19 protein-coding genes and 1 tRNA gene are annotated in these 24,746 nt (G+C 59.6%); 2 read left to right on the forward strand and 18 right to left on the reverse strand.

Annotated features, from left to right (window positions below; translation table 11 throughout):
- Positions 1–20: 20 nt before the first annotated feature.
- The 17 genes from fusA to tuf all read right to left on the reverse strand — a co-directional run bounded on the left by fusA (position 21) and on the right by tuf (position 20,340).
- On the reverse strand, positions 21–2,144 hold the full coding sequence (gene fusA / locus RPE78_RS03395) for an elongation factor G (protein ID WP_339108093.1): 2,124 nt from the start codon (positions 2,142–2,144) through the stop codon (positions 21–23).
- A 20-nt stretch (positions 2,145–2,164) separates the two neighbouring features.
- On the reverse strand, positions 2,165–2,635 hold the full coding sequence (rpsG, locus tag RPE78_RS03400; protein ID WP_339108094.1) for a 30S ribosomal protein S7: 471 nt from the start codon (positions 2,633–2,635) through the stop codon (positions 2,165–2,167).
- A gap of 21 nt (positions 2,636–2,656) precedes the next feature.
- Entirely contained in the window at positions 2,657–3,028 is a 372-nt protein-coding gene (gene rpsL, locus RPE78_RS03405) for a 30S ribosomal protein S12 (protein ID WP_096433949.1), read from the reverse strand.
- A gap of 208 nt (positions 3,029–3,236) precedes the next feature.
- A complete protein-coding gene (locus RPE78_RS03410; RefSeq protein WP_339108095.1) occupies positions 3,237–3,989 on the reverse strand; it encodes a phosphatase PAP2 family protein in 753 nt (250 codons plus the stop codon).
- On the reverse strand, positions 3,979–5,385 hold the full coding sequence (locus RPE78_RS03415) for an ArnT family glycosyltransferase (protein WP_406721235.1): 1,407 nt from the start codon (positions 5,383–5,385) through the stop codon (positions 3,979–3,981). Before RPE78_RS03415 ends, RPE78_RS03410 begins: the two co-directional genes overlap by 11 nt.
- Positions 5,375–5,683, reverse strand: coding sequence for a lipid-A-disaccharide synthase N-terminal domain-containing protein (locus tag RPE78_RS03420; protein WP_339108097.1), 309 nt, complete (start codon positions 5,681–5,683; stop codon positions 5,375–5,377). Before RPE78_RS03420 ends, RPE78_RS03415 begins: the two co-directional genes overlap by 11 nt.
- Positions 5,680–6,414, reverse strand: coding sequence for a glycosyltransferase family 2 protein (locus RPE78_RS03425; RefSeq protein WP_339108098.1), 735 nt, complete (start codon positions 6,412–6,414; stop codon positions 5,680–5,682). Before RPE78_RS03425 ends, RPE78_RS03420 begins: the two co-directional genes overlap by 4 nt.
- Before the next feature lie 181 nt (positions 6,415–6,595).
- Complete coding sequence (rpoC, locus tag RPE78_RS03430; protein WP_339108099.1) at positions 6,596–10,828, reverse strand: DNA-directed RNA polymerase subunit beta'; 4,233 nt, start codon at positions 10,826–10,828, stop codon at positions 6,596–6,598.
- Between the two features lie 56 nt (positions 10,829–10,884).
- Entirely contained in the window at positions 10,885–15,021 is a 4,137-nt protein-coding gene (rpoB, locus tag RPE78_RS03435) for a DNA-directed RNA polymerase subunit beta (protein ID WP_339108100.1), read from the reverse strand.
- A 240-nt stretch (positions 15,022–15,261) separates the two neighbouring features.
- Positions 15,262–15,633, reverse strand: coding sequence for a 50S ribosomal protein L7/L12 (rplL, locus tag RPE78_RS03440; RefSeq protein ID WP_339108101.1), 372 nt, complete (start codon positions 15,631–15,633; stop codon positions 15,262–15,264).
- Between the two features lie 72 nt (positions 15,634–15,705).
- A complete protein-coding gene (gene rplJ / locus RPE78_RS03445; RefSeq protein WP_339108102.1) occupies positions 15,706–16,218 on the reverse strand; it encodes a 50S ribosomal protein L10 in 513 nt (170 codons plus the stop codon).
- Positions 16,219–16,555: 337 nt separating this feature from the next.
- On the reverse strand, positions 16,556–17,254 hold the full coding sequence (rplA, locus tag RPE78_RS03450) for a 50S ribosomal protein L1 (protein WP_339108103.1): 699 nt from the start codon (positions 17,252–17,254) through the stop codon (positions 16,556–16,558).
- Positions 17,255–17,257: 3 nt separating this feature from the next.
- Positions 17,258–17,710, reverse strand: coding sequence for a 50S ribosomal protein L11 (gene rplK, locus RPE78_RS03455; RefSeq protein WP_339108104.1), 453 nt, complete (start codon positions 17,708–17,710; stop codon positions 17,258–17,260).
- Positions 17,711–17,794: 84 nt separating this feature from the next.
- Entirely contained in the window at positions 17,795–18,337 is a 543-nt protein-coding gene (nusG, locus tag RPE78_RS03460; protein ID WP_339108105.1) for a transcription termination/antitermination protein NusG, read from the reverse strand.
- 202 nt (positions 18,338–18,539) lie between these two features.
- Complete coding sequence (gene secE, locus RPE78_RS03465; protein WP_339108106.1) at positions 18,540–18,722, reverse strand: preprotein translocase subunit SecE; 183 nt, start codon at positions 18,720–18,722, stop codon at positions 18,540–18,542.
- A gap of 117 nt (positions 18,723–18,839) precedes the next feature.
- Positions 18,840–18,915: transfer RNA gene (locus tag RPE78_RS03470), tRNA-Trp, on the reverse strand.
- Between the two features lie 249 nt (positions 18,916–19,164).
- A complete protein-coding gene (gene tuf / locus RPE78_RS03475; RefSeq protein ID WP_339108092.1) occupies positions 19,165–20,340 on the reverse strand; it encodes an elongation factor Tu in 1,176 nt (391 codons plus the stop codon).
- A 412-nt stretch (positions 20,341–20,752) separates the two neighbouring features.
- Here tuf and RPE78_RS03480 point away from each other — a divergent pair, with 412 nt between their 5' ends.
- On the forward strand, positions 20,753–21,604 hold the full coding sequence (locus RPE78_RS03480) for a DUF533 domain-containing protein (protein ID WP_406721236.1): 852 nt from the start codon (positions 20,753–20,755) through the stop codon (positions 21,602–21,604).
- Positions 21,605–21,693: 89 nt separating this feature from the next.
- On the opposite strand, the gene parC is transcribed toward RPE78_RS03480, so the two are convergent.
- Complete coding sequence (gene parC, locus RPE78_RS03485; protein WP_406721237.1) at positions 21,694–23,952, reverse strand: DNA topoisomerase IV subunit A; 2,259 nt, start codon at positions 23,950–23,952, stop codon at positions 21,694–21,696.
- Positions 23,953–24,110: 158 nt separating this feature from the next.
- Here parC and RPE78_RS03490 point away from each other — a divergent pair, with 158 nt between their 5' ends.
- On the forward strand, positions 24,111–24,665 hold the full coding sequence (locus RPE78_RS03490; RefSeq protein ID WP_406721238.1) for an SH3 domain-containing protein: 555 nt from the start codon (positions 24,111–24,113) through the stop codon (positions 24,663–24,665).
- The last annotated feature ends 81 nt before the right edge of the window (positions 24,666–24,746 follow it).

A 24,746-nucleotide genomic window follows, 5' to 3' on the forward strand; every position in this document is an offset into this window, starting at 1 on the left:
CTACCGCGGACGCATATAGATCAGGCGTATTGTTTCTGGATTTCGTCCGAGATGTTCTGCGGAACGGCTTCGTAATGCGCGAAGATCATCGTGAACACTGCGCGGCCCGAAGACATGGAGCGCAGGTTGTTGATGTAGCCGAACATATTGGCGAGCGGAACGAAGGCGTTGATGACATTCGCGTTGCCGCGGGTGTCTTGCCCTTGAACCATACCACGACGCGAGGTCAGGTCGCCGATGATCGAACCGGTATATTCTTCCGGCGTCACGACTTCCACTTTCATCATCGGCTCGAGCAGCTTTGCACCGGCCTTACGAAGACCTTCGCGCATTGCGGCACGGGTTGCGATTTCGAAGGCCAGAACGCTCGAGTCGACATCGTGGAACGCGCCGTCAAGCAGTGCGACCTTGAAGTCGATAACCGGGAAGCCTGCCAGCGGACCGGAGTCCATAACCGACTGGATGCCCTTCTCGACGCCCGGGATGTATTCCTTCGGAACAGCACCACCAACGATTTTCGATTCGAACGAGTAACCTTCGCCCGGCTCGGTCGGAGTGATCGCCAGTTTCACGCGCGCGAACTGACCGGTACCACCGGTTTGTTTCTTGTGCGTGTAGTCGATCTCTGCCGGCATCGAGATGGTCTCGCGATACGCCACCTGCGGAGCACCGATATTCGCCTCGACCTTGAATTCGCGCTTCATGCGGTCAACAAGGATGTCGAGGTGAAGTTCGCCCATGCCCTTCATGATGGTCTGACCGGATTCGAAGTTGGTCTCGACGCGGAAGGACGGGTCTTCTGCTGCCAGGCGAGCCAGGGCGATGCCCATTTTCTCTTGGTCGGCTTTGGACTTCGGTTCCACGGCGATCTCGATCACCGGCTCCGGGAAGGTCATCGTTTCGAGAACGACGGGCTTGGATGCATCACAGAGGGTGTCACCGGTGGTGGTCTCTTTGAGGCCAGCCAGCGCGATGATGTCGCCTGCGAATGCTTCTTCGATCTCTTCACGGTTGATCGCGTGCATCATCATCATACGACCGATGCGCTCTTTCTTGCCCTTCGTGGAGTTCAGGACGGAATCGCCCTTCTTCAGCACGCCCGAGTAGATACGGGTGAAGGTCAGCGAGCCCACGAAGGGGTCGTTCATGATTTTGAACGCGAGACCCGAGAAGGGTTCCTCATCGGACGCATGACGTTCGATGTTACGCGTTTCGGTCTCGTCATCGGGTGCGAAGCCGGTATAGGCGGGCACGTCGAGCGGCGAGGGAAGGAAGTCGATAACCGCGTTCAGCAGCGGTTGGACGCCCTTGTTCTTGAAGGCCGAACCGGCGAAAACCGGCACGAACGAAAGCGACAGGGTGCCCTTACGGATCAGTTTCCGCAGGGTGTCCTCGTCGGGCTCGTTGCCTTCGAGATAGGCTTCCATCGCATCATCGTCTTGCTCTACAGCAATCTCGATGAGGTTGGCGCGCCACTCGTCTGCCATGTCCTGAAGATCGGCACGGATCGGTTCACGAGCCCAGCTTGCGCCGAGGTCTTCACCTTTCCAGACCCATTCTTCCATCTTGATCAGGTCGATGATGCCTTCAAGCTTATCTTCTGCGCCGATCGGCAGACAGACGGGTGCCGGGGTGGCACCGGTGCGGTCCTTGATCATTTTGACGCAGTTGAAGTAATCCGCACCGATCTTGTCCATCTTGTTGACGAACACGATCCGCGGAACCTTGTAGCGGTCAGCCTGACGCCAAACGGTTTCGGTCTGCGGTTCAACGCCTGCGTTGGCGTCGAGAAGGCAAACTGCGCCGTCAAGCACGGCCAGCGAACGTTCCACCTCGATGGTGAAGTCCACGTGGCCGGGGGTGTCGATGATGTTGAAGCGGTACTTGGTGTCCGAGGTGCCTTCTGCGGTCGGATCTTCCTGACGCTGCCAGAAAGTCGTGGTCGCAGCAGACGTGATCGTGATGCCGCGTTCCTGCTCCTGCTCCATCCAGTCCATGGTTGCGGCGCCGTCGTGGACTTCGCCGATTTTGTGGGACTTGCCGGTGTAGTAGAGGATCCGCTCCGTCGTGGTGGTCTTGCCCGCATCGATGTGGGCCATGATCCCGAAGTTGCGGTACCGCTGAAGGGGATAGTCGCGTGCCATAGGGCGTCCTTCCGTTGGGTTTACCAGCGATAATGGCTGAACGCTTTGTTCGCGTCGGCCATTTTATGCGTGTCTTCGCGTTTCTTAACTGCCGTACCGCGCGAATTCACCGCGTCCAGAAGTTCGCCTGCAAGACGCTCTTCCATGGTGTTTTCATTGCGACCACGTGCAGCCGAGATCAGCCAGCGGATTGCCAGCGCCTCGCGGCGTGCCGGACGAACTTCGACCGGAACTTGGTAGGTTGCACCACCCACACGACGCGAACGGACTTCAACAGCCGGCTTCACGTTGTCGAGGGCTTCGTGGAACACTTCGATCGGCTCGCGCTTGAGCTTGCCTTCGACGCGATCCAGTGCGTTGTAGACGATGCGTTCGGCGGTAGATTTCTTACCGTCGATCATCAGGTTATTCATGAACTTGGTCAGAACGCGGTCACCAAATTTGGCGTCCGGGAGAACTTCGCGCTTCTCAGCGGCGTGACGACGAGACATATGTGTATCCCTTTCCTACGATCACTTCGGACGCTTCGCGCCGTATTTGGAGCGACGTTGACGACGATCTTTAACACCTTGGGTATCCAGCACACCGCGCAGGATGTGGTAACGGACACCCGGAAGGTCTTTCACACGGCCGCCGCGGATCAGAACAACAGAGTGCTCTTGCAGGTTGTGCTTTTCGCCCGGGATGTAGGAAATGACCTCGAAGCCATTCGTCAGACGCACTTTGGCGACTTTACGCATAGCGGAGTTCGGTTTCTTCGGCGTGGTGGTGTACACACGCGTGCAGACGCCACGTTTTTGCGGGCACTGCTGGAGGTGCTGCGACTTAGAGCGCTGCACTTTCGGCTGACGCGGTTTGCGGATCAGCTGCTGGATTGTCGGCATTCGGTTCCCCGTTCGCTTTCTATCAGGTTGTCAATACTCGCCACCGGGATGATGGCGCCACTTCTCGACAGCGTCATGCGCCCATTCGCACAAACGCCAAATCGCAATCTCCGTCCGCATGTCGCTTCGGAAGACTGCGTGCGAAACACGGGAGGACGGACATGGGTCCGGAGTGATACCACCGATGTTTCAGTCTCCCACACGGTTTTCAGGCCCGTGGGGATGGGCGGCGTATAGGCTCTTGCCCCGCCTTTGTCAACTCTGCACGGCGTTTGCCGCCGTTCTGCAAAAGCCCCCAGAGCGCCCAGGCGATTGTCAGCGATATCAGCGCCGCAAATGTCAGATCCGACAGGAAATGTCGCCCTGTAACAAGGCGTTGTAGCAGCACAAAGACCGAAAGCCCCCACGCCCAGCCTGTCGCGCGGGCCTGACCGCGCGCGCCACACCAGCGCCGCCCGACCAGCCAGAGCCCCAAGGACAGAATCACGACCGCCGCCCCCTCGCCCGAAACGAAGGAGCAGTTGCTTGTGCATTGATCCGCGAATTGCCACGCCCGTGTAAACAGGTGTTCGCCGCCGAAAGGCAGGATCTCGGCAGGTCTGGCGCGCCCCGAATAGGCTTTGAACAGGCCATTGACCAAGATCACCGGCCCGATGAGATAGCTGAGCATGATCCATGCCCAATCGCGCAAGGTCAGGCGCAGCAGCGGGCGGCGCAAGACGGCGCAGAGCCCGACCATGACCAGCGAGACCACGGCCAGAAGGACCGAAAGATCCCAGATCCGTTGCCGCAGATATTCCAGCACCGGATCCAGCCACCCCGCCGTAAACCCGAGCTTTGGCGTGTAGAATAACGCCGTCACCCAGAGATCGATCTGCGGAAAGGCTTCGAACAGACAGACCGCCACCGTCCACATGATCAAAAGCCAAAGACCGGTCCGGCGATAGGTATCAGCGCGCATACAGACACTCCGCCTCAACATACCACGCCCGCATATCATAGCGCGCCCAGTAGCCGCTGCGCGGAAGTGCCGCGCTTTCGCCCCCCTGACAGGCTGCGGGTGCTTGCGTAGCGATCAGAAGCACTGGCCCTAACCCCTCGGGCATGGCGCGCATCTGTTCGTAATAGCTGCGCGGACGTCCCTCGGGCGGCACGGCATAGATCGGCACCTGACCATCGCGCCCCTGATAGAACAGATCGGCCAGAACATCGCGATTGTCCGACACCAGTGGCAGACCGGCGCTATGGGCCAGCGATAATGCCGCCTTGCTCAATTCGGCGCGGCCAAGATAGCGCTGCAGAAGCGGCTTGCCGCCAACCTCCGGCCAGGGGGCCAGCAATGTCAGGACAGGCAGCAGCACACAGGGCACCAGATTGACGGCAACGGCGATCCTGCGCCAGCGCGGTGCCAGCACCGAAACCGCCAGAATGGTCCCCGCGAAATAGGCACCGACCGCCCAATTCGCATAGGCACGGTCCAGCAACGCCTGCACCAGAACCACCGCCAAGGCAGGGATCGACAGCAGCGCCAGCGCCTTCTGCGGGCCATTGGCCGGACGCAGATAGCCCCATAGCAGGGCCAGCATGGACACCGGCCCGAACACCCCGAACTGGCTGGCAAAGAATTCCCCCAGCGACCCCCAGTTCAGATGGGCCCCCGTTCGCACCCAGCCCGCATTATCCATCGTATGTTCGACGGTCGTCAGGTCATGGGTCAGGTTCCAGAGCACATTGGGCGCAATCACCCCCCCGAAGGCTACGACCATCAACAGACTGTTGCGCCAGCCGGGGCGGAAGTCGCGCAGGACAAGCGCCGCCAGTAGCGCGCCGGGGATCAGATAGATCGCGGCATATTTCGCCATGAAGCCCGCACCGGCACAGAGCCCCGTCAGCACCGCGCTCCCTGCCCCGCGCGTCTGGCAGGTCCGGACAAAGAACAGGATCGCGCCGGCAAAAAACGGCGCCATGACGGTATCGGTCGATATCAGCAACGACCCGAGCGCCACGAATGGCAGGGTCACATAGGTCAGCGCGGTCCAGAAGGCCGTGCGCGCATCGAAGAGCCGCGCGGCGGTCAGGCCCAGAACCAGTGCTGTCACGCCATGCAGGACCGCTCCCGGCATCCGCACCCAGAACGGGCTGGAACTGCCCGCCAGATCGGTTACCGCACGGATCAGCCAGCCGATCAGCGGCGGCTTGGAATAGTACCCGAAATCGAAATTCTGGCCCCAGAACCAATATTGGGTCTCGTCAACAAAGAGCTCTGCCTTGTTGAAGGCCAACGCCAGCAGTCGCAGCGCCGTAATGAGCGCGACAACCGCCAGCGCGCGCGGCCACCATGCCTTCTCAGCTGTCACGACGGCGTTTTGCATGGATCAGCCATAGATTGCGTGAATAGATCACCACCCCAAGCGCCTGCCCGAGCACGAAGACCGGATCATGGCGATAAAGCGCGTAAGACAGCAGCATCACCCCGCCCAGAAGCGAGAAATACCAAAATGCCACCGGCATCACCGAATCCTGTGCCTTTTCAGACGCGATCCATTGCACCAGAAAGCGCGCGGTAAACATCAGCTGTGCCGACAGGCCGAACAGCACCCACGCCAGCTCTGTGCCATTCTCGACATGGAACAGCTTCAACAGATGGTCGATCATAGGCCGGTCTCCTTGACCAGAATCTCGGTCGGGCGGGCGGTCTTTTTCCGGCGCAGCAACCATGCCACACCGCACAGATCGACAATCCCGACCATCGCACGCTGGAAATTGTTATAGTTGGACTGCCCGCCAAGACGCGGGCGATGGCTGACATCGACCAGAAGCACCCGTAGCCCTTCGCGCGCGAAGAGCGCGGGCAGATAGCGGTGCATATGGTTGAAGAAAGGCATCAGCAAAAACGCATCGCGGCGGAACGCCTTGAGGCCACAGCCCGTGTCGCGCGTGCCATCCTGCAAAACCCGCGCCCGCAGCGCATTGGCAAATTTCGAAGCATACCGCTTCGACCATGTGTCCTGCCGCCCGACCCGCTGGCCCGCAACAAGCCCCGCCTCGGGATCGGCCAGCAGCGCATCGACGAGTTTCGGAATGTCGGGGGGCGGGTTCTGCCCGTCGCCATCCAGCGTGCAGCAGATCCGCCCGCGCGCAGCAAGCACACCGCTATGGACGGCCGCACTTTGCCCACCAGACTGCCGGTTGGACAACAGCCGCAACCGCGCATCGCTTTGCAGGCGCTCCGCGAGGATCTGCCCGGTCGCATCGGTAGAACCGTCATCAATGACGATCACCTCGTAGTCATACCGTGCCTCACACACGCTATGGATCTCATCGACCAGCGCCGCAATATTCTCGGCTTCGTTCTTGGCGGGAATTATTATCGTCAGCTCTGTCATCTACCGCAGCATTCGTTTCTTGATCGCGCTCTTGCCATTCCCCTGTAACACTGGGGTGACAGCCATGTCATGTATATCTTGCGCTGTCTCTAACGGGGACGCAGCCCGACCGCTATACACGTTCACGACAAAGGGCCCCGCTGATGCAGCGAGGCCCCATGCCAGTTCAGTCAGACCGGTCTCAGTCGCGGCTTTCCGGCGTTTCGACAACACCGAAATCGGCACCGCTATCGGTGTTCGACGGTGCAGCAAGCGCAACCGCCTGCTCTGCCTCGGCGCGCTTGGCCTCGATCACGACACTGTCGCGCTCGCTTGCCACACGACGGACCTGGCTGGTGGCCCCGCCCGTCCCTGCCGGGATCAGACGACCCACGATGACGTTTTCTTTCAGGCCAACCAGCTTGTCGCGCTTACCTTGGACGGATGCCTCGGTGAGAACGCGGGTGGTTTCCTGGAAGGACGCCGCCGAGATGAACGAACGGGTCTGCAGCGAGGCTTTGGTAATCCCCAGCAGAACCGGCTCGCCATGCGCCGGACGAACCCCACGGGCCTCTGCCTTGGCATTGACCTCGTCGAACTCGACCTTGTCGACATGCTCGCCCTTGAGAAGCGTGGTGTCGCCGGAATCCAGCACCTCGATCTTCTGCAGCATCTGGCGCACGATCACTTCGATATGCTTATCGTTGATCTTCACACCTTGCAGACGATAGACGTCCTGCACTTCGTTGATGAGGTATCCGGCCAGAGCCTCGATCCCCATGATGCGCAGAATGTCATGCGGTGCCGGGTTACCGTCCATGATGTAGTCACCCTTCTGCACGAAGTCGCCTTCCTGCACCGGGATGTGCTTGCCTTTCGGCACCATGTATTCGACGGCATCCAGACCTTCTTCACGCGGTTCGATCGCGATGCGGCGCTTGTTCTTGTAGTCTTTCCCAAAGCGCACATAGCCATCGATCTCGGCGATGATCGCGTGATCCTTCGGACGACGGGCTTCGAAGAGTTCGGCCACACGCGGCAGACCACCGGTAATGTCCTTCGTCTTCGCGCCTTCGCGCGGGATACGGGCGACCACGTCACCGGCACGGATGTCCTGCCCCTCGTCAACCGAAAGGATCGCATCGACCGACATCGGATAGATCACCGGGTGACCCGCATCATTGCGGACCGGCTCGCCATCCTGATCAACGATGAAGATCTCCGGCTTGAGGTCTTTTGCACGCGACGACGAACGCCAGTCGGACACGATCTTCTGCGTCATACCGGTTGCTTCGTCCGTGTCCTCGCGCAGCGACAGACCCGCGATGAGGTCCACGAGCTTCGCTTTACCGGCCTTCTCGGCGATGATCGGCAGGGTATAGGGGTCCCATTCGAACAGCTTGGTGCCGCGCTTGACCACATCGCCTTCTTTCACAAAGACATGGGTACCATAGCCGACCTTGTGGCTTGCCAGTTCCTCGCCGTGGTCATTGACGATCACGATCTGCATGTTCCGGCCCATGATGATCTGCTCACCATTGGCGTTTTCCAAGAGCGACGGATTGCGGAACTCGATCTTACCCTCTTGGCTTGCCTCGAGGAAGGATTGCGAGCCACCCTGAGCCACACCGCCGATGTGGAAGGTCCGCATCGTCAGCTGGGTCCCGGGTTCACCGATGGACTGTGCCGCGATGATACCGACGGCCTCGCCCTGGTTGACCATGGTCCCGCGCGCAAGGTCACGACCATAGCAGAGTGCGCAAACGCCCTCTTCCGCCTCACAGGTCAGCGCCGAACGGATACGGATCGACTGCACGCCGGCCGCCTCGATCTGATCGGCTTTACGCTCGTCGATCAGTTCGTTGCGGCGCACCAGCACCTCGTCCGAGCCCGGAACCAGAACGTCATCTGCAGCCACACGGCCCAGAACACGCTCGGACAGCGGCGCAACCACTTCACCATCGTTGATCGCTGCCGAAGCCGTGATCCCCTTATCGGTGCCGCAATCATGCGCACGCACGATGCAGTCCTGCGCCACGTCCACCAGACGACGGGTCAGGTAACCCGAGTTTGCCGTCTTCAGTGCCGTATCCGACAGACCCTTACGGGCACCGTGGGTCGAGTTGAAGTATTCAAGAACGGTCAGACCTTCCTTGAAGTTCGAGATGATCGGCGTCTCGATGATCTCGCCGTTCGGCTTGGCCATAAGACCGCGCATACCGCCCAGCTGCTTCATCTGCGTGACCGAGCCCCGTGCACCGGAGTGGGCCATCATATAGACCGAGTTCGGTTCCATCTCGGCACCGTTCTCGTCATATTTCGCAGCCGAAATGGTCGACATCATGGCTTCGGTGACCTGATCGTTACATTTCGACCATGCATCGACAACCTTGTTATACTTCTCGCCCTGAGTGATCAGGCCGTCCATATACTGCTGTTCGAAATCCTTCACCTGATCGCGGACATCATTGACGATGGTCCACTTGGTATCCGGAATCACCATATCGTCCTTACCGAACGAGATCCCTGCCTTGAACGCTTCCTTGAAGCCCATCGACATGATCTGGTCACAGAAGATCACCGACTCTTTCTGGCCGCAATAACGGTAGACGGTGTCGATGACATTCTGCACGTCTTTCTTCCGCAGAAGACGGTTCACCAGATCGAAGGGTGCTTTCGCGTTCAGCGGCAAGAGCGACCCAAGGCGCAGACGGCCCGGAGTGGTCTCGAAGCGGATGAACACTTCGTTGCCGGTCTCGTCGATCTGCTTCACGCGGGCGTGGATCTTGGCATGCAGATGCAGCTCACCCGCGTTCAGCGCGTGCTCCATCTCTTCGATCGAGCCGAAGACCATGCCTTCGCCCTTCATGCCTTTGCGCTCCATGGTCAGGTAGTAAAGACCAAGGATCATATCCTGCGACGGAACGATGATCGGCGCGCCGTTTGCGGGCGACAGAACGTTGTTCGTCGACATCATCAGGACGCGCGCTTCCAGCTGGGCTTCAAGGCTCAGCGGGACGTGCACAGCCATCTGGTCACCGTCGAAGTCCGCGTTGAACGCCGAGCAGACGAGCGGGTGCAGCTGGATGGCCTTGCCTTCGATCAGCGTCGGTTCGAACGCCTGGAAGCCAAGACGGTGCAGCGTCGGTGCGCGGTTCAGGAAGACGGGGTGTTCGCGGATGACCTCGTCGAGGATATCCCAAACTTCCGGACGCTCTTTTTCGACAAGCTTCTTCGCCTGTTTCACGGTGCTCGACAGGCCCTTGGCCTCGAGGCGCGAATAGATGAAGGGCTTGAAGAGTTCCAAAGCCATCTTCTTCGGCAGACCACACTGGTGCAGCTTGAGTTCCGGACCGGTCACAATAACCGAACGACCCGAGAAGTCGACGCGCTTACCGAGCAAGTTCTGACGGAAGCGGCCCTGCTTACCTTTGAGCATATCCGACAGCGATTTCAGCGGGCGACGGTTGGTGCCCGTGATCACGCGGCCACGACGGCCGTTGTCGAACAGCGCATCGACCGATTCCTGCAGCATACGCTTTTCGTTACGCACGATGATATCGGGCGCACGCAGTTCGATCAGGCGCTTCAGACGGTTGTTCCGGTTGATCACACGACGGTAGAGATCGTTCAGATCCGAGGTCGCGAAGCGGCCACCATCCAACGGCACAAGCGGACGCAGTTCCGGCGGGATCACCGGAAGAACGGTCAGCACCATCCACTCGGGACGGTTGCCCGACTCGAGGAAATTCTCGACGATCTTCAGACGCTTGATGATCTTCTTCGGCTTCAGCTCGCCGGTCGCTTCTTTCAGCTCTTCGCGCAGGGTTTCTGCGGTCGCTTCCAGATCGATCCCTGCCAGCATCTCGCGGATCGCTTCAGCACCGATATTGGCGGTGAAAGCATCTGCGCCATACTGGTCCTGCGCGTCGAGATATTCGTCTTCGGTCATCAACTGGCCATACATCAGGTCGGTCAGACCCGGCTCGATGACGACATAGTTTTCGAAGTAGAGAATACGCTCGAGGTCGCGCAGCGTCATGTCCAGCATCAGGCCGATGCGCGAGGGCAGCGACTTGAGGAACCAGATATGGGCGCAGGGCGCGGCCAGTTCGATATGGCCCATACGCTCGCGACGGACCTTTTGCAGTGTGACTTCCACACCGCATTTCTCGCAGACAACGCCGCGATATTTCATGCGCTTATATTTGCCGCAAAGGCATTCGTAGTCTTTGATCGGGCCAAAGATACGGGCGCAGAACAGACCGTCACGCTCGGGTTTGAACGTGCGGTAGTTGATGGTTTCCGGCTTTTTGATCTCGCCGTAGGACCACGAGAGGATCCGTTCCGGCGATGCCAGCGACACCTTGATCTCGTCAAACTGCTTGGGCTGTGCCAGCGGGTTGAACGGATTGGTCGTGATTTCCTGGTTCATCTGAAAATCCTTGTTAGGGGGCAGCAGAGGCGGGGGAAAGTAAGGGGGAGGCCCCCTTACTCGTCATCCTCCGCATCCAGGAGTTCCATGTTGAGGCCAAGGCCCCGGACCTCTTTGACGAGAACGTTGAAGGATTCCGGCACGCCGGCTTCAAAGTTGTCCTCGCCCTTGACGATCGATTCATAGACCTTCGTCCGGCCTGCCACGTCATCCGACTTGACGGTGAGCATCTCTTGCAGGGTGTAGGCGGCGCCATAAGCTTCCAGAGCCCAGACCTCCATCTCCCCGAGACGCTGACCACCGAACTGCGCCTTACCACCCAGCGGCTGCTGGGTAACAAGCGAGTACGGACCGGTCGAACGCGCGTGCATCTTGTCGTCGACGAGGTGGTGAAGCTTCAGGAAGTACTTCACGCCCACGGTGACCTTACGAGCGAATTGCTCACCGGTCCGACCGTCGAAGACCACCGACTGACCCGAAGTGTCGAAGCCCGCACGACGCAGCGCGTCATTGATGTCTTCTTCCTTCGCACCGTCGAAGACCGGCGTGGCAATCGGAACCCCCGTGCGTACGGTCTCTGCCGCTTCCACGAAACGCTCGTCTTCCATCTCGGCAAAGGCGTCCTCGTAGGTCTCGTCGCCATAGCCATAGCGCATCGCTTCGCGCACCGGCGTCAGATCGCCCGACTTGCGATAGTCTTTCAACGCCTCGTCGATGCGAAGGCCCAGACCGCGCGAGGCCCAACCCATATGGGTTTCAAGGATCTGACCGACGTTCATCCGCGAAGGCACGCCCAGCGGGTTCAGAACGAGGTCGACCGGCGTACCATCGGCCAGGAACGGCATGTCTTCAGCCGGAACGACTTTCGACACAACACCCTTGTTCCCGTGGCGGCCTGCCATCTTGTCGCCTGCCTGAAGCTTGCGCTTCACAGCCACGAAGACCTTGACCATCTTCATCACGCCCGGAGGCAGATCGTCGCCCTGACGGACTTTCTCGACCTTGTCTTCGAAACGCAGATCCAGCGCCTTCTTCTGCGCCTCGTACTGGTCGTTCAGAGCCTCGACTTCTTTCGCGTCGGCTTCGTCTTCCAGTGCGAGCTGCCAGTATTGGCCGCGCGACAGGGTTGCCAGCAGGTCAACCGTGATCTCGGAACCCGGCTTGATGCCTTTGGGGCCCTTGACCGCAGTCTTGCCGATGATCATCGAACGCAGACGGGCGTAGATGTTGCGCTCGAGAATGGCGAGCTCGTCATCGCGGTCGCGACCCAGACGTTCGACTTCCTCACGCTCGATCTGCAGCGCACGTTCGTCCTTGTCCACACCATGACGGTTGAAGACGCGGACTTCCACGATGGTCCCATAGGCACCCGGCGGCAGACGCAGCGAGGTATCGCGCACGTCGGACGCTTTCTCACCGAAGATGGCGCGCAGAAGTTTTTCTTCCGGCGTCATCGGGCTTTCACCCTTCGGCGTGATCTTACCGACAAGAATGTCACCCGGGCCGACTTCGGCACCGATATAGACGATGCCGGCTTCGTCGAGGTTGCGCAGGGCTTCCTCACCGACGTTCGGGATATCGCGGGTGATCTCTTCCGGACCAAGCTTCGTATCGCGGGCCGCAACTTCGTATTCGTCGATATGGATCGAGGTGAACACGTCGTCTTTGTGGATACGCTCGGAGATCAGGATCGAGTCTTCGTAGTTGTAGCCATTCCACGGCATGAAGGCCACGACCACGTTCCGGCCGATGGCCAGATCGCCGTGATCGGTGGAGGGACCGTCAGCGATAACCTGACCCTTCACGACCGACTCGCCCACTTTCACCAGCGGGCGCTGGTTGATGGTGGAGGATTGGTTCGAACGTTTAAACTTGCGCAGACGGTAGATGTCGACGCCCGGATCGCCCGGCTCGAGGTCTTCGGTCGCACGGATAACGATACGTGCCGCATCGACCTGGTCGATGATGCCCGAACGGTCCGCCGAGATCGCAGCCCCCGAGTCGCGTGCCACGGTCGCTTCCATACCGGTACCCACGAAGGGCGCTTCGGCACGGATCAGCGGCACGGCCTGACGTTGCATGTTCGCCCCCATCAGGGCGCGGTTCGCGTCGTCGTTTTCAAGGAACGGAATCAGTGCCGCACCGACCGAAACAAGCTGCTTCGGCGAAACGTCGATCAGATCGACCGCTTCGTTCGGGTTGAGCATGAATTCGCCGCCCTGACGGGTCGAGACGAGTTCGTTCTTGAAGCGGCCTTCCTCGTCGAGGTCAGCGTTTGCCTGAGCCACGGTGTGGCGCATCTCTTCGGTAGCCGACATATAGACCACGTCATCCGTGACCTTGCCGTCTTCAACCTTGCGATACGGGGTTTCGATGAAACCGTATTTGTTCACACGGGCGAAGGTTGCCAGCGAGTTGATCAGACCGATGTTCTGACCTTCCGGCGTCTCAATGGGACACATCCGGCCATAATGGGTCGGGTGAACGTCGCGCACCTCGAAGCCTGCACGTTCACGCGTCAGACCGCCCGGGCCGAGGGCCGAGAGACGACGCTTATGCGTGACTTCCGAAAGCGGGTTGGTCTGGTCCATGAACTGCGACAGCTGCGAGGAGCCGAAGAATTCACGCACAGCCGCCGCTGCCGGTTTCGCGTTGATCAGATCCTGCGGCATCACGGTGTCGATCTCGACCGAGGACATACGTTCCTTGATCGCACGCTCCATGCGCAGCAGACCGACGCGATACTGGTTTTCCATCAGCTCGCCGACCGAACGGACACGACGGTTGCCGAGGTGGTCGATATCGTCGATCTCGCCCTTGCCGTCGCGCAGCTCCACCAGACCCTTGATGCAGGCCACGATATCTGCCGGACGCAGCGTCCGTTGGGTATCGGGGGCATCCAGATCCAGACGCATATTCATCTTCACGCGGCCAACAGCGGAAAGATCGTAACGCTCGCTGTCGAAGAACATCGAATCGAACAGATTCGACGCGGCCTCGACGGTCGGCGGCTCGCCCGGACGCATAACGCGGTAGATATCCATGAGCGCGCCATCGCGGTTCATGTTCTTATCGGCGGCCAGCGTGTTACGGATATAGGGACCGACATTGACGTTGTCGATGTCCAGCACCGGAATCTCGGTGATGCCATTATCGATCAGGGTCTTGACCGAACCACCCACCAGATCGCCATCGCGGTCATATTCCGCGGTCAGCTCGTCGCCTGCTTCGATATAGATGAAGCCGGTCTGGTCGTTGACGATATCCTTGGCGCAGAAGCGACCCAGAATATGGTCGAAGGGCACAAGAAGATCGGTGATCTGACCTTCGTCCTTGATCTTCTTGACCATACGCGGGGTCATCTTGTCGCCCGCTTTGCAGATCACTTCGCCCGAATCCGCATCGACCAGATCATAGGTCGGACGGGTGCCACGCACACGATCGGGGAAGAATTTGGTGACCCAGCCCTGACGCCCTTTGGAGGTGTAGGTTACAGTGTCATAATAGGCATCCATGATGCCTTCCTGATCCATACCAAGCGCATAGAGCAGCGTCGTCACCGGCAGTTTCCGGCGGCGGTCGATCCGTGCGAACACGAGGTCTTTGGCGTCGAATTCGAAATCGAGCCACGACCCGCGATACGGAATGATCCGGCATGCGAACAGCAGCTTGCCCGAGGAATGGGTCTTGCCGCGGTCATGGTCGAAGAACACGCCCGGGCTACGGTGCATCTGGCTGACGATAACCCGCTCGGTCCCGTTCACGACGAAGGTCCCGTTTTTGGTCATCAGGGGCATGTCGCCCATGAACACGTCTTGTTCCTTGATGTCCTTCACGGAACGCGCACCGGTGTTCTCGTCGACATCGAATACGATGAGGCGCAGGGTGACCTTCAGCGGGGCGCTGTAGGTCATGTCGCGCTGCTGGCATTCCTCAACGTCGTATTTCGGCTTTTCGAGCTCGTATTTCACGAACTCCAAAATCGCATTATCATTGAAATCTTTGATCGGGAAAACCGACTGGAAAACACCCTTGATGCCTTCGCCATCCAGATGCCCCTCCCCTTCGCCGGAGCGCAGGAACAGATCATAGGATGCTTTTTGAACCTCGATGAGGTTCGGCATTTCGAGGACTTCGCGGATCTTACCGTAGTAGCGGCGAATGCGCTTTTGACCAACGTAAGCTTGAGCCATGCTCGTCGTCACCTTTCGTCTTTTCGCGTGCGGCGCAATGTCGGGGCCCATTGCGCAACGCCTGGCGATAAGGGGGGCGGCTCCATACCTGCCAACCGTCCCACCGGTCAGCTCCCGAGCCGCGAACGCCGCCTTGGAGAACACTTTTCAGCAAAAGCACTCTCCGAGACAGGTTCGGCTGGGCCCGGAAACTCCGGACCCAGCCTAGTGTCAAACTCGATGCATACGCACCGAACCCAATTACTTGAGTTCGACTTTTGCGCCTGCTTCTTCGAGCTTTTTCTTGATTTCTTCGGCTTCCGCTTTGTTGGCGCCTTCTTTGACTTTGCCGCCGCCTTCAACGAGTTCTTTGGCTTCTTTCAGGCCAAGACCGGTGATGCCGCGAACTTCTTTGATGACGTTGATTTTCTTGTCACCAGCGTCAACCAGAACGACGTCGAATTCGTCTTTTTCTTCAGCCGCTTCAGCAGCTGCTGCCGGGCCAGCCATCATGACGGCGCCACCGGCTGCCGGCTCGATGCCGTACTCGTCTTTCAGGATGGTTTTCAGCTCTTGCGCTTCCAGCAGCGTCAGAGCAACGATTTCTTCGGCGAGTTTTTTCAGATCAGCCATTTTACTCAGTTCCTAAGATTTGGGTTTTCCAACGTCGGGCTTCAAGCCACAACGAAGGCCATAACAGTTTGCTTACGCAGCTTTCTCTTCGATGGTCGAGAGAATGCCCGCGATGTTCGAAGCAGGCGCGCCAATGGCACCGGCGATGTTCGAAGCGGGTGCACCCAGGCACGACACGATCTGAGCGATAAGCTCTTCACGCGACGGCATAGCTGCAACGGCTTTAACACCGGCGACGTCAAGTGCATCATTCCCCATAGCGCCGCCGAGGATCGAGAGTTTCTCGTTCCCTTTGGCGTATTCCACGATCACTTTCGCAGCTGCGACCGGATCTTCGGAATAGGAAAGCACAGTCATGCCCGTGAGGTACTGAGCGATGCTTTCGCACGGCTTGTCCGCAAGGGCGATCTTGGCGAGCTTGTTCTTGGCAACGCGCACAGACCCGCCCGCTTCACGCATTTTCGCGCGCAGGTCCTGCATTTCAGCAACCGTCAGGCCTTCGTAGTGGGCAACCACCACGACGCCAGAGCTTTCGAAGATCTGGCCGAGCTCGTCGACCACTTTCTCTTTCTGGGCTCTATCCACAGTTACACTCCAAGTTGGGAGGTTTGACCCTCCGGCTCATTTTGCCGGGGCAGCTGCCCCGACTCGGGGTCCGCAACGGTCCGTCCAAGATCACCTTTGGGGCTTCATGCAAAGCACCTTGGAAATCTGGTCCTTCCCGTCTCAGGCAGGATTTATAAGGCTTGCACCCCACCCACCGTCTCGGACGAATCGTTCCACCATGACCATCAGGCCAGAGGTGCAACAGGCTGCGTTCCTACACCGTCACGCAACACTTGTGAAGCTTTAATTTTCGCTCAACATATAAAAAGAAAGGGCGGCCCGAAGACCGCCCCTCCCCTATCTTTCCGGACCGTGCTTAGTTGCCGGTTGCCGAAGTCAGGTCGATCGACACGCCCGGACCCATGGTCGAGGAGATCGAGACCTTTTTCAGGTAGTTGCCTTTTGCACCAGCCGGTTTGGCTTTTGCAACAGCTTCCACGAACGCGCGAACGTTCTGTGCCAGCTGCTCTTCCGAGAAGGACACTTTGCCGATGCCGCCGTGGATCACACCGGCTTTTTCGACTTTGAACTGGACTTCACCACCTTTGGCAGCTTCCACGGCCGCTTTCACGTCCATGGTCACGGTGCCGACTTTGGGGTTCGGCATCAGGTTGCGCGGGCCGAGGATCTTACCCAGACGGCCGACGATCGGCATCATGTCCGGGGTCGCGATGCAGCGATCGAATTCGATCTTGCCCGACTGGATGGTTTCCATCAGGTCTTCTGCGCCAACGATGTCCGCGCCTGCAGCCTTGGCTTCGTCAGCTTTCGGGCCACGTGCGAAAACAGCAACACGAACCGTTTTACCGGTGCCGTTCGGCAGGGTCACAACGCCACGGACCATCTGGTCTGCGTAACGCGGATCAACGCCAAGGTTCATTGCGATTTCGAGCGTCTCGTCGAATTTTGCTTTTGCATTGGTTTTCACCAGTGCAACTGCGTCCTCGACGGTGATCAGTTCTTTGCCTGCGAATGCTTCGCGTGCGGCTTTGGTGCGTTTACCGAGCTTTGCCATGACTTAGCCTTTCACCTCGATACCGATCGACTTCGCGGAGCCGAGGATGATGTTCATCGCGCCTTCGATGTCGTTGGCGTTCAGGTCCGACATTTTCGCTTCCGCGATCTGACGGACTTGGGCTGCGGTGATGGTGCCTGCAACTTCACGACCCGGTGCAACCGACCCCTTCGGGCGGTTACGCTTGCCAACCGGCTTCAGGCCAGCAGCTTGCTTGATGAAGAACGACGCGGTCGGTTGCTTCACTTCGAAAGTGAACGACTTGTCGGCATAGTAGGTGATGACCGTCGGGATCTTCGCCTGCTTGTCCATCTCCTGCGTCTTGGCGTTGAACGCCTTGCAGAATTCCATGATGTTGATGCCGCGTTGACCCAGTGCGGGACCGACGGGCGGGGACGGGTTCGCGGAACCCGCTGCGATTTGCAGCTTCAGCTGCCCAACCACTTTCTTAGCCATTTGGCTGCTCCTTCATCACTCTGCCCCGAAGGGCAAGTTTAGTGGTCACGGCGCGGGCTCATTCCCGACACCTCCCACACTCGCTCAGGCGATTTTCTGCACCTGAGTGAATTCCAACTCGACCGGGGTCGGACGACCGAAGATCGATACCGTCACTTTCAGGCGGCTCGCAACGTCGTCAACTTCCTCGACCATACCCGAGAAGCCTTCGAAGGGCCCGTCGGTCACATTCACATTCTCGCCCACCTCGAAGGTGATCAGGCTGCGCGGCTCGGCCTTCTCGGCCGAAGCACTCCCACCGCGGTTCAGCATGCGGTTCACTTCCGCATCCGACATCGGCATCGGCTTGCCCTGATGGCCAAGGAAGCCCGTCACGCGGTTGGTCGAGTTGATCAGGTGATAGCCCTGATCGGTCATATCCATCCGCACCAGCACATAGCCCGGCATGAAGCGGCGCTCCGAGGTGACTTTCTTGCCACGGCGCACTTCGATCACTTCTTCGGTCGGAACGAGAACTTCCTCGATCTCGTCCTCAAGGCCCTTCTCGGCAACGGACTGCCGGATCTGCTCGGCAACCTTCTTCTCGAAATTCGAGAGAACCATCACCGAATACCAACGCTTCGCCATGCTCGAGCCTGCCTTTTCCTCATTCGACGCCCAAGACGCCGCGAATTCCCATTTTGTCGCGCCGTTGCCCTGCGGCCCGACCCCGACACCGAAACAAAACGAGCGCGCACGATCCGAATCGATGCACGCCCTTTTCCGGAGAGTCATGCTCCCATACAGACGTCGCAGGGCTTTTTCAAGCCCGCTCCACCCTATTGGAAGATCAGCCGATCAGCTGGCCGACTCCCAGTCGAATTACGAAATCGACCCCCGAGAAGAACAACGCCGTCAGCGCCGTCAAGACGAGAACCATAACCGAGGTCAGCACCACCTCGCGACGCGACGGCCAAGAAATCTTGCCGGTTTCCGAACGCACCTGCTGCAAGAACCGAAGGGGATTTGCCATTATGCCATCTTCCTCTAGTCGCCCGAAACAGGCTGGCTACATTCACGCGCCGCTACACTCCTGTAGCGCCGACCGTCACCAGCCCGCCAACATGAGCACTTCATCGAAGGAAAGGACTGGCAGGGGCAGAGGGACTCGAACCCGCGACCCTCGGTTTTGGAGACCGATGCTCTACCAACTGAGCTATACCCCTAGGCCGTGAGCGGGAGATACAGACCCCCAAGAGGGAAATCAAGAGACATTTTCAAGGAATCGCTCCTCGGTGTCATTTTCTTCCCCGCCACAGGTCAACCCTTTCCAGCTGCTTGAAATATCCCGGGGTGAATTGGGGCCGCCCCGGCCCCAAGAGGGGCAGCGCCCCTCCCCCGCCAGACCACAAGGGGCGCAAAGCAAAAGGGCGGCCCAAAGGCCGCCCTTCCGTATCGCGCATTCTCCCGAAGGATTATGCGAGGATTTTCGACACAACGCCTGCGCCAACGGTACGACCGCCTTCGCGGATTGCGAAGCGCAGACCGTCTTCCATTGCGATCGGTGCGATCAGTTCGACTTCGAACTTCAGGTTGTCGCCCGGCATAACCATCTCGGTGCCTTCCGGCAGCGTAACGGTCCCGGTGACGTCCGTGGTGCGGAAGTAGAACTGCGGACGGTAGTTCGCGAAGAACGGCGTGTGACGGCCACCTTCCTCTTTGGTGAGGATATAGGCTTCTGCTTCGAACTTGGTGTGCGGCTTGACCGAACCCGGCTTACACAGAACCTGACCACGCTCGACGCCTTCACGGTCGATACCGCGCAGCAGGGCGCCGATGTTGTCGCCTGCTTCACCACGATCCAGCAGCTTGCGGAACATTTCCACACCGGTGCAGGTCGTTTTCTTGGTGTCGCGGATACCAACGATTTCCAGTTCGTCGCCAACGTTGATCACGCCGCGCTCGACACGACCGGTCACAACGGTACCACGGCCCGAGATCGAGAACACGTCTTCGATCGGCATCAGGAAGGGCTGGTCAACAGCACGTGCCGGGGTCGGGATGTATTCGTCGACAGCTGCGATCAGCTCACGGATCGAGTTCTCGCCGATTTCCGGATCGCGACCTTCCAGAGCGGCCAGAGCCGAACCCTTGATGATCGGAATATCGTCGCCGGGGAAGTCGTAGGACGACAGAAGTTCACGAACTTCCATTTCCACCAGTTCCAGCAGCTCTTCGTCATCCACCTGGTCAACCTTGTTCAGGTAAACGACCATGTACGGGATGCCAACCTGACGGCCCAGCAGGATGTGCTCGCGGGTCTGCGGCATCGGGCCGTCAGCTGCGTTCACAACCAGGATCGCGCCGTCCATCTGTGCCGCACCGGTGATCATGTTTTTCACATAGTCAGCGTGGCCGGGGCAGTCGACGTGCGCGTAGTGGCGGGTTTCCGACTCGTACTCGACGTGTGCGGTCGAGATGGTGATGCCGCGTGCTTTTTCTTCCGGTGCGCCGTCGATCTGGTCGTAGGCTTTGAAGTCACCGAAATATTTGGTGATTGCAGCGGTCAGCGTGGTTTTACCGTGGTCAACGTGGCCGATGGTGCCGATGTTGACGTGCGGTTTGTTACGTTCAAACTTTTCCTTTGCCATCTCGCGGGACGCCTCTGGTTTGGGGGGCCGGCTGAAGGCCCGTGACAATATCGCGGGCTAGATATTTCCCCACAGCAGAAAAATCAAGCGGGATAAGTGCATTCGCGCGGCTTTCAGCCATAGTTTTCCTGCCGGAGCATACAGAAGCTTCCCGCGCCGTCTTCCCAACGGGGTCCGCCATCATCGGCCAAGCGCGACAAAAGCGCACGGCAGGGCCGAACCCTGCGTCAGGAAGATTGCACAAAATGTGAAATCCGGCATGATATTTGTGCAAATTGTTCATTTCATACGCTCGAGTGGCGAATTCTTGCGTAGCCCGCAAGTCACAGTCCCACAGGAGAGGAACCCCTCCCCCTGACTTTTCGTAAGCTACGTCATACACTCGTCATATCTGATACTGCAGGAGGCCATCATGTCATTCGTCGGAACACTCGCCAAAGTTGCCTTGGGAATGTCCCAAGCAAAAGGCGGCTCCAATCTTGCCCGTGCGGGCAGGGGTGAGATTGGTGGCTCTGGTGGTCTCTTGAATGGTGACGTTGACGGCACCGGCGAAGAGCGCATTGCCAATCTGCTGGGCGGCAAAGTGAATCACCTTGGCCAGTTCAGCGGCAACAGCATGGGCGCCATGCTGGAACGTCTGGGCCGCAGCGCCTCGCTGGTGCGCCATCGCTCCAGCTCTGCCGGCAGTGGCGGAATGAGCGATGCGATCTCGCAACTGTCGCGCAATATGTGCGGCGCGCGTGGCGGGCTTGGCAAACTGCTGGAACAGCTCTCCGATGCGACCAGCAGTGAATGTCTGGGCAAGACACCGGCGCAGCGCGTCACCTCGGAACGGTCCTTCGGTGAAGAGCTGAACTCGGCTTTCGCCAGCGGTGCAGAACCGTGGAAAAAGCCCTCCCCCGCGCAGAATGTCGCGGCCGCTGTTCTGGTGAAAGCACTGCTGCAATCCGCCAAGGCCGATGAGGTCATCGACCAGACCGAGCGTGAAAGACTTCTGTCCAAGCTTGACGGCATGCATGGCGAAGAACGCGCCTTTGTCAAACACGTGCTGGAGGCCCCTATCGATATTGAGCGCCTGACCTCGAAGATCCCGTCGGGTCTGGAGCCGCAGGCCTATGCCGTGTCGGTAATGGCCGCAGACCCTGACTGTGCGAAAGACACCGCTTACCTCGAAGAATTCGCAAATGCGCTCGGTCTGCCCGAGGCCGTCATCGAAAAGGTCCATACCGAGCTGGGCGTTGCCCCTCTGGCCGTGGCCGCCTGATCCACCCGACATCAACGAAAAGGCGGCCCGAAAGGCCGCCTTTTTTATGGCTCATGCGGTAAAGGGGCACCGTGACGCCTCCTCCCCGATCAGTTGAACTTATTGTCGCGCGGGAACCCGCGCGGGGCCATACGCCCGGCCGTCGCCCGCTTGGCTTCCCATTCCGAAAGATCTGTCTCGGTACGGGTGCGCCCTGCCGGATCCTTCCAGCTCAGGCCCTCGGCGGCTGTGAACGTGCGTATGTCGGACAGGCCGCCATCCTTGTATTTCTGTAGGCGCACGCCCTTGCCCTTCGCCATTTCAGGCAGCTCGCCCAGCGGGAAGACAAGCACCTTGCGGTTCTCGCCCACCACGGCCACCATATCCCCAGACACCGGCACACAGGCCGCGGTCTGGTCAGGGGCTTTCACATTCAGCACCTGCTTGCCGCTCTTGGTCTGGGCGATCAGCTCTTCTGCCGGACAGATGAACCCGTCCCCCGCCGTCGAGGCCAGCAGATATTTCTCGCCCTCTTTCGGCACCAGAACATGGGTGATCTCCACCTCGTTCGGGATATCGGCCATCAGACGGACCGGCTCGCCCATACCCCGCCCGCCGGGCAGATTGGCCCCCAGCACGGTATAGGCACGACCATTCGCGCCCAGCATCACAATGCGGTCGGTCGTCTCGGCATGCAGCGCAAAGCGCGGGCCATCGCCATCCTTGAACTTCACTTCGGCATCAAGCGCATTATGGCCCCGCATCGCGCGGATCCAGCCCATCTGCGACAGGATCACGGTGATCGGCTCGCGCTCGATCATCGCTTCGATCGGTACCTCCTCGACCTCGCCCGCATCGGCAAAGCTGGTGCGGCGGGCACCAATCGCAGTCCCCTTGCCGAATTGCTTGCGCATATCCTTCAGCTCGGTGCCGATGGCCTTCCACTGCAGCTTCTCCGAGCCCAGAAGCTCTTCAAGACCTGCCCGTTCGGCCAGAAGGTTATCGCGTTCCTGCCGCAGCTCCATCTCTTCGAGGCGGCGCAAGGACCGCAGGCGCATATTCAGGATCGCCTCGGCCTGCACTTCCGTCAGGAAGACAGGCGCGCCATCGGTCACGGCCCAATTCTCGCGCATAAGGGCGGGCTTGGCCTCATCCTCGGTGCGGATGATCTCGATCACGCGGTCAAGGTTGAGATAGGCGATGATATAGCCGTTCAGAACCTCAAGGCGGTGGGCGATCTTGTCGAGACGATGCTGCGAACGACGGCATAGCACATCGCGGCGGTGATCCAGAAACGCCCGCAGTACCTCCTTGAGCGAGCAGACCTTGGGCACCCGCCCGTCGATCAGCACGTTCATATTCATCGAGAACCGGACCTCGAGATCCGAATTCTTGAACAGCATCCCCATCAGCATCTCGGGCGCGACCGTCTTGGTCTTGGGCTCGAGCACAATGCGCACATCCTCGGCGGATTCATCGCGCACATCGGCCAGCGCTGGCACCTTCTTGGTCTGGATGACCTCGGCCAGACGCTCGATCAGCTTGGATTTCTGCACCTGATAGGGGATCTCGGTGACAATCACCTGCCATTGGCCGCGACCAAGGTCCTCGATCTCCCATTTCGCCCGCAGACGGAACGCGCCGCGCCCCGTGCGATAGGCGGTCAGGATATTCTCGCGCGGCTCGACGATCACGCCGCCGGTCGGGAAATCCGGGCCCGGGATAAAGTCGATCAGCGCGTCATCCTCGATCGCGGGCTTGGCAATCATCGCCAGACAGGCCTCGACCAGCTCGTCAAGGTTATGCGGCGGGATATTGGTCGCCATCCCCACGGCAATCCCCGAAGCCCCATTGGCCAGCAGGTTCGGGAAGGCGGCGGGCAGAACCACCGGCTCTTCCAGCGTGCCGTCATAATTGGGGCGGAAATCAACGGCGTTCTCGGCCAGCCCTTCCAACAGGCTTTCCGAGGGCTTGGCCATCCGCGCCTCGGTATAGCGCGAGGCGGCGGGGTTATCGCCGTCGATATTGCCGAAGTTGCCCTGACCGTCGACCAGCGGATAGCGCATGGCGAAATCCTGCGCCAGACGCGCCATCGCATCATAGATCGCCGCATCGCCGTGAGGGTGATAGTTGCCCATCACGTCACCGGAAATCTTGGCCGACTTCCGGAAGCCCCCCGTCGAGGACAGTTTCAATTCGCGCATCGCATAAAGAATGCGGCGATGCACGGGTTTCAGCCCGTCTCGTGCATCGGGCAGCGCCCGGTGCATGATCGTGGATAGCGCATAGGTCAGATACCGGTCGCCGATTGCACGGCTTAACGGCTCGGAGGACAGCGCCGAAGGAATCTCATCATCATGCTCGCTCATGGGCCAAATCTCTAAAGCGGCAGCGGCTTTCGGTCCAGCCGCAATTTCAAACTGCTGCGGAACCCGAACGGCCTTGACGCGTTAGCCCCGAAAGCGCAATCACGGGCATGTTATCATCCGTGGGTTCTGCCAGACCCGCGGACAGGGGGAATTGTTAAATGTTGAAATTGACGTTCAATACGTTAGTCGCTCTTTTTTTAGTCATGGTGATTGCGGGCCGCGAGGATAAACCGGCACAGATCGCACAGGCACCGGCCACAGGCGCGCAGGCTGCAAGCGGGCTGATCCAAGCCGCCGTGTTGACCGATGAAACAGTGAATGCCGCGCTTGTCACCCCTGCGGCGGCAGCCACGGTCCCGCAAGACGCCGCCGCGCCGGTACATACGCCGAAATCCGCCGCCATTACCCGCGCCTTTCCGAAACCGATGCCCGGCCCTGCCCTGCGCAGCTCGCCCGAGTATCGCGACCTCCACGCCGAGGCAGCCAGCACCTTTGGTCAGGAGACTTCGGCCGATATGCAGGTCTGGCGGGTGACGGCTGGCGCGCTCAATGTGCGGTCGGGGCCTGCGGCCTCGTATCAGCGCGTCGACGGGGTCACACGCGGCGAGGAAGTCCAGATGATTGCCCAGAACGGCGGCTGGGCAAAAATCCGCATCGAAGGCGATGGCATCGAGGGATGGGTGTCCAAACGCTTCCTCTCGCCCGCCAATTAATCCGCCGTTCCAGACAGCAGGCACAAGGCCGCAGTCCCACAGGCTGCGGCTTTTTCTTGCGCCCCTGTGCAGGAGTGCCTA

The sequence above is a fragment of the Thioclava litoralis genome (genome assembly GCF_045278885.1).
GTDB lineage: Bacteria > Pseudomonadota > Alphaproteobacteria > Rhodobacterales > Rhodobacteraceae > Thioclava > Thioclava litoralis.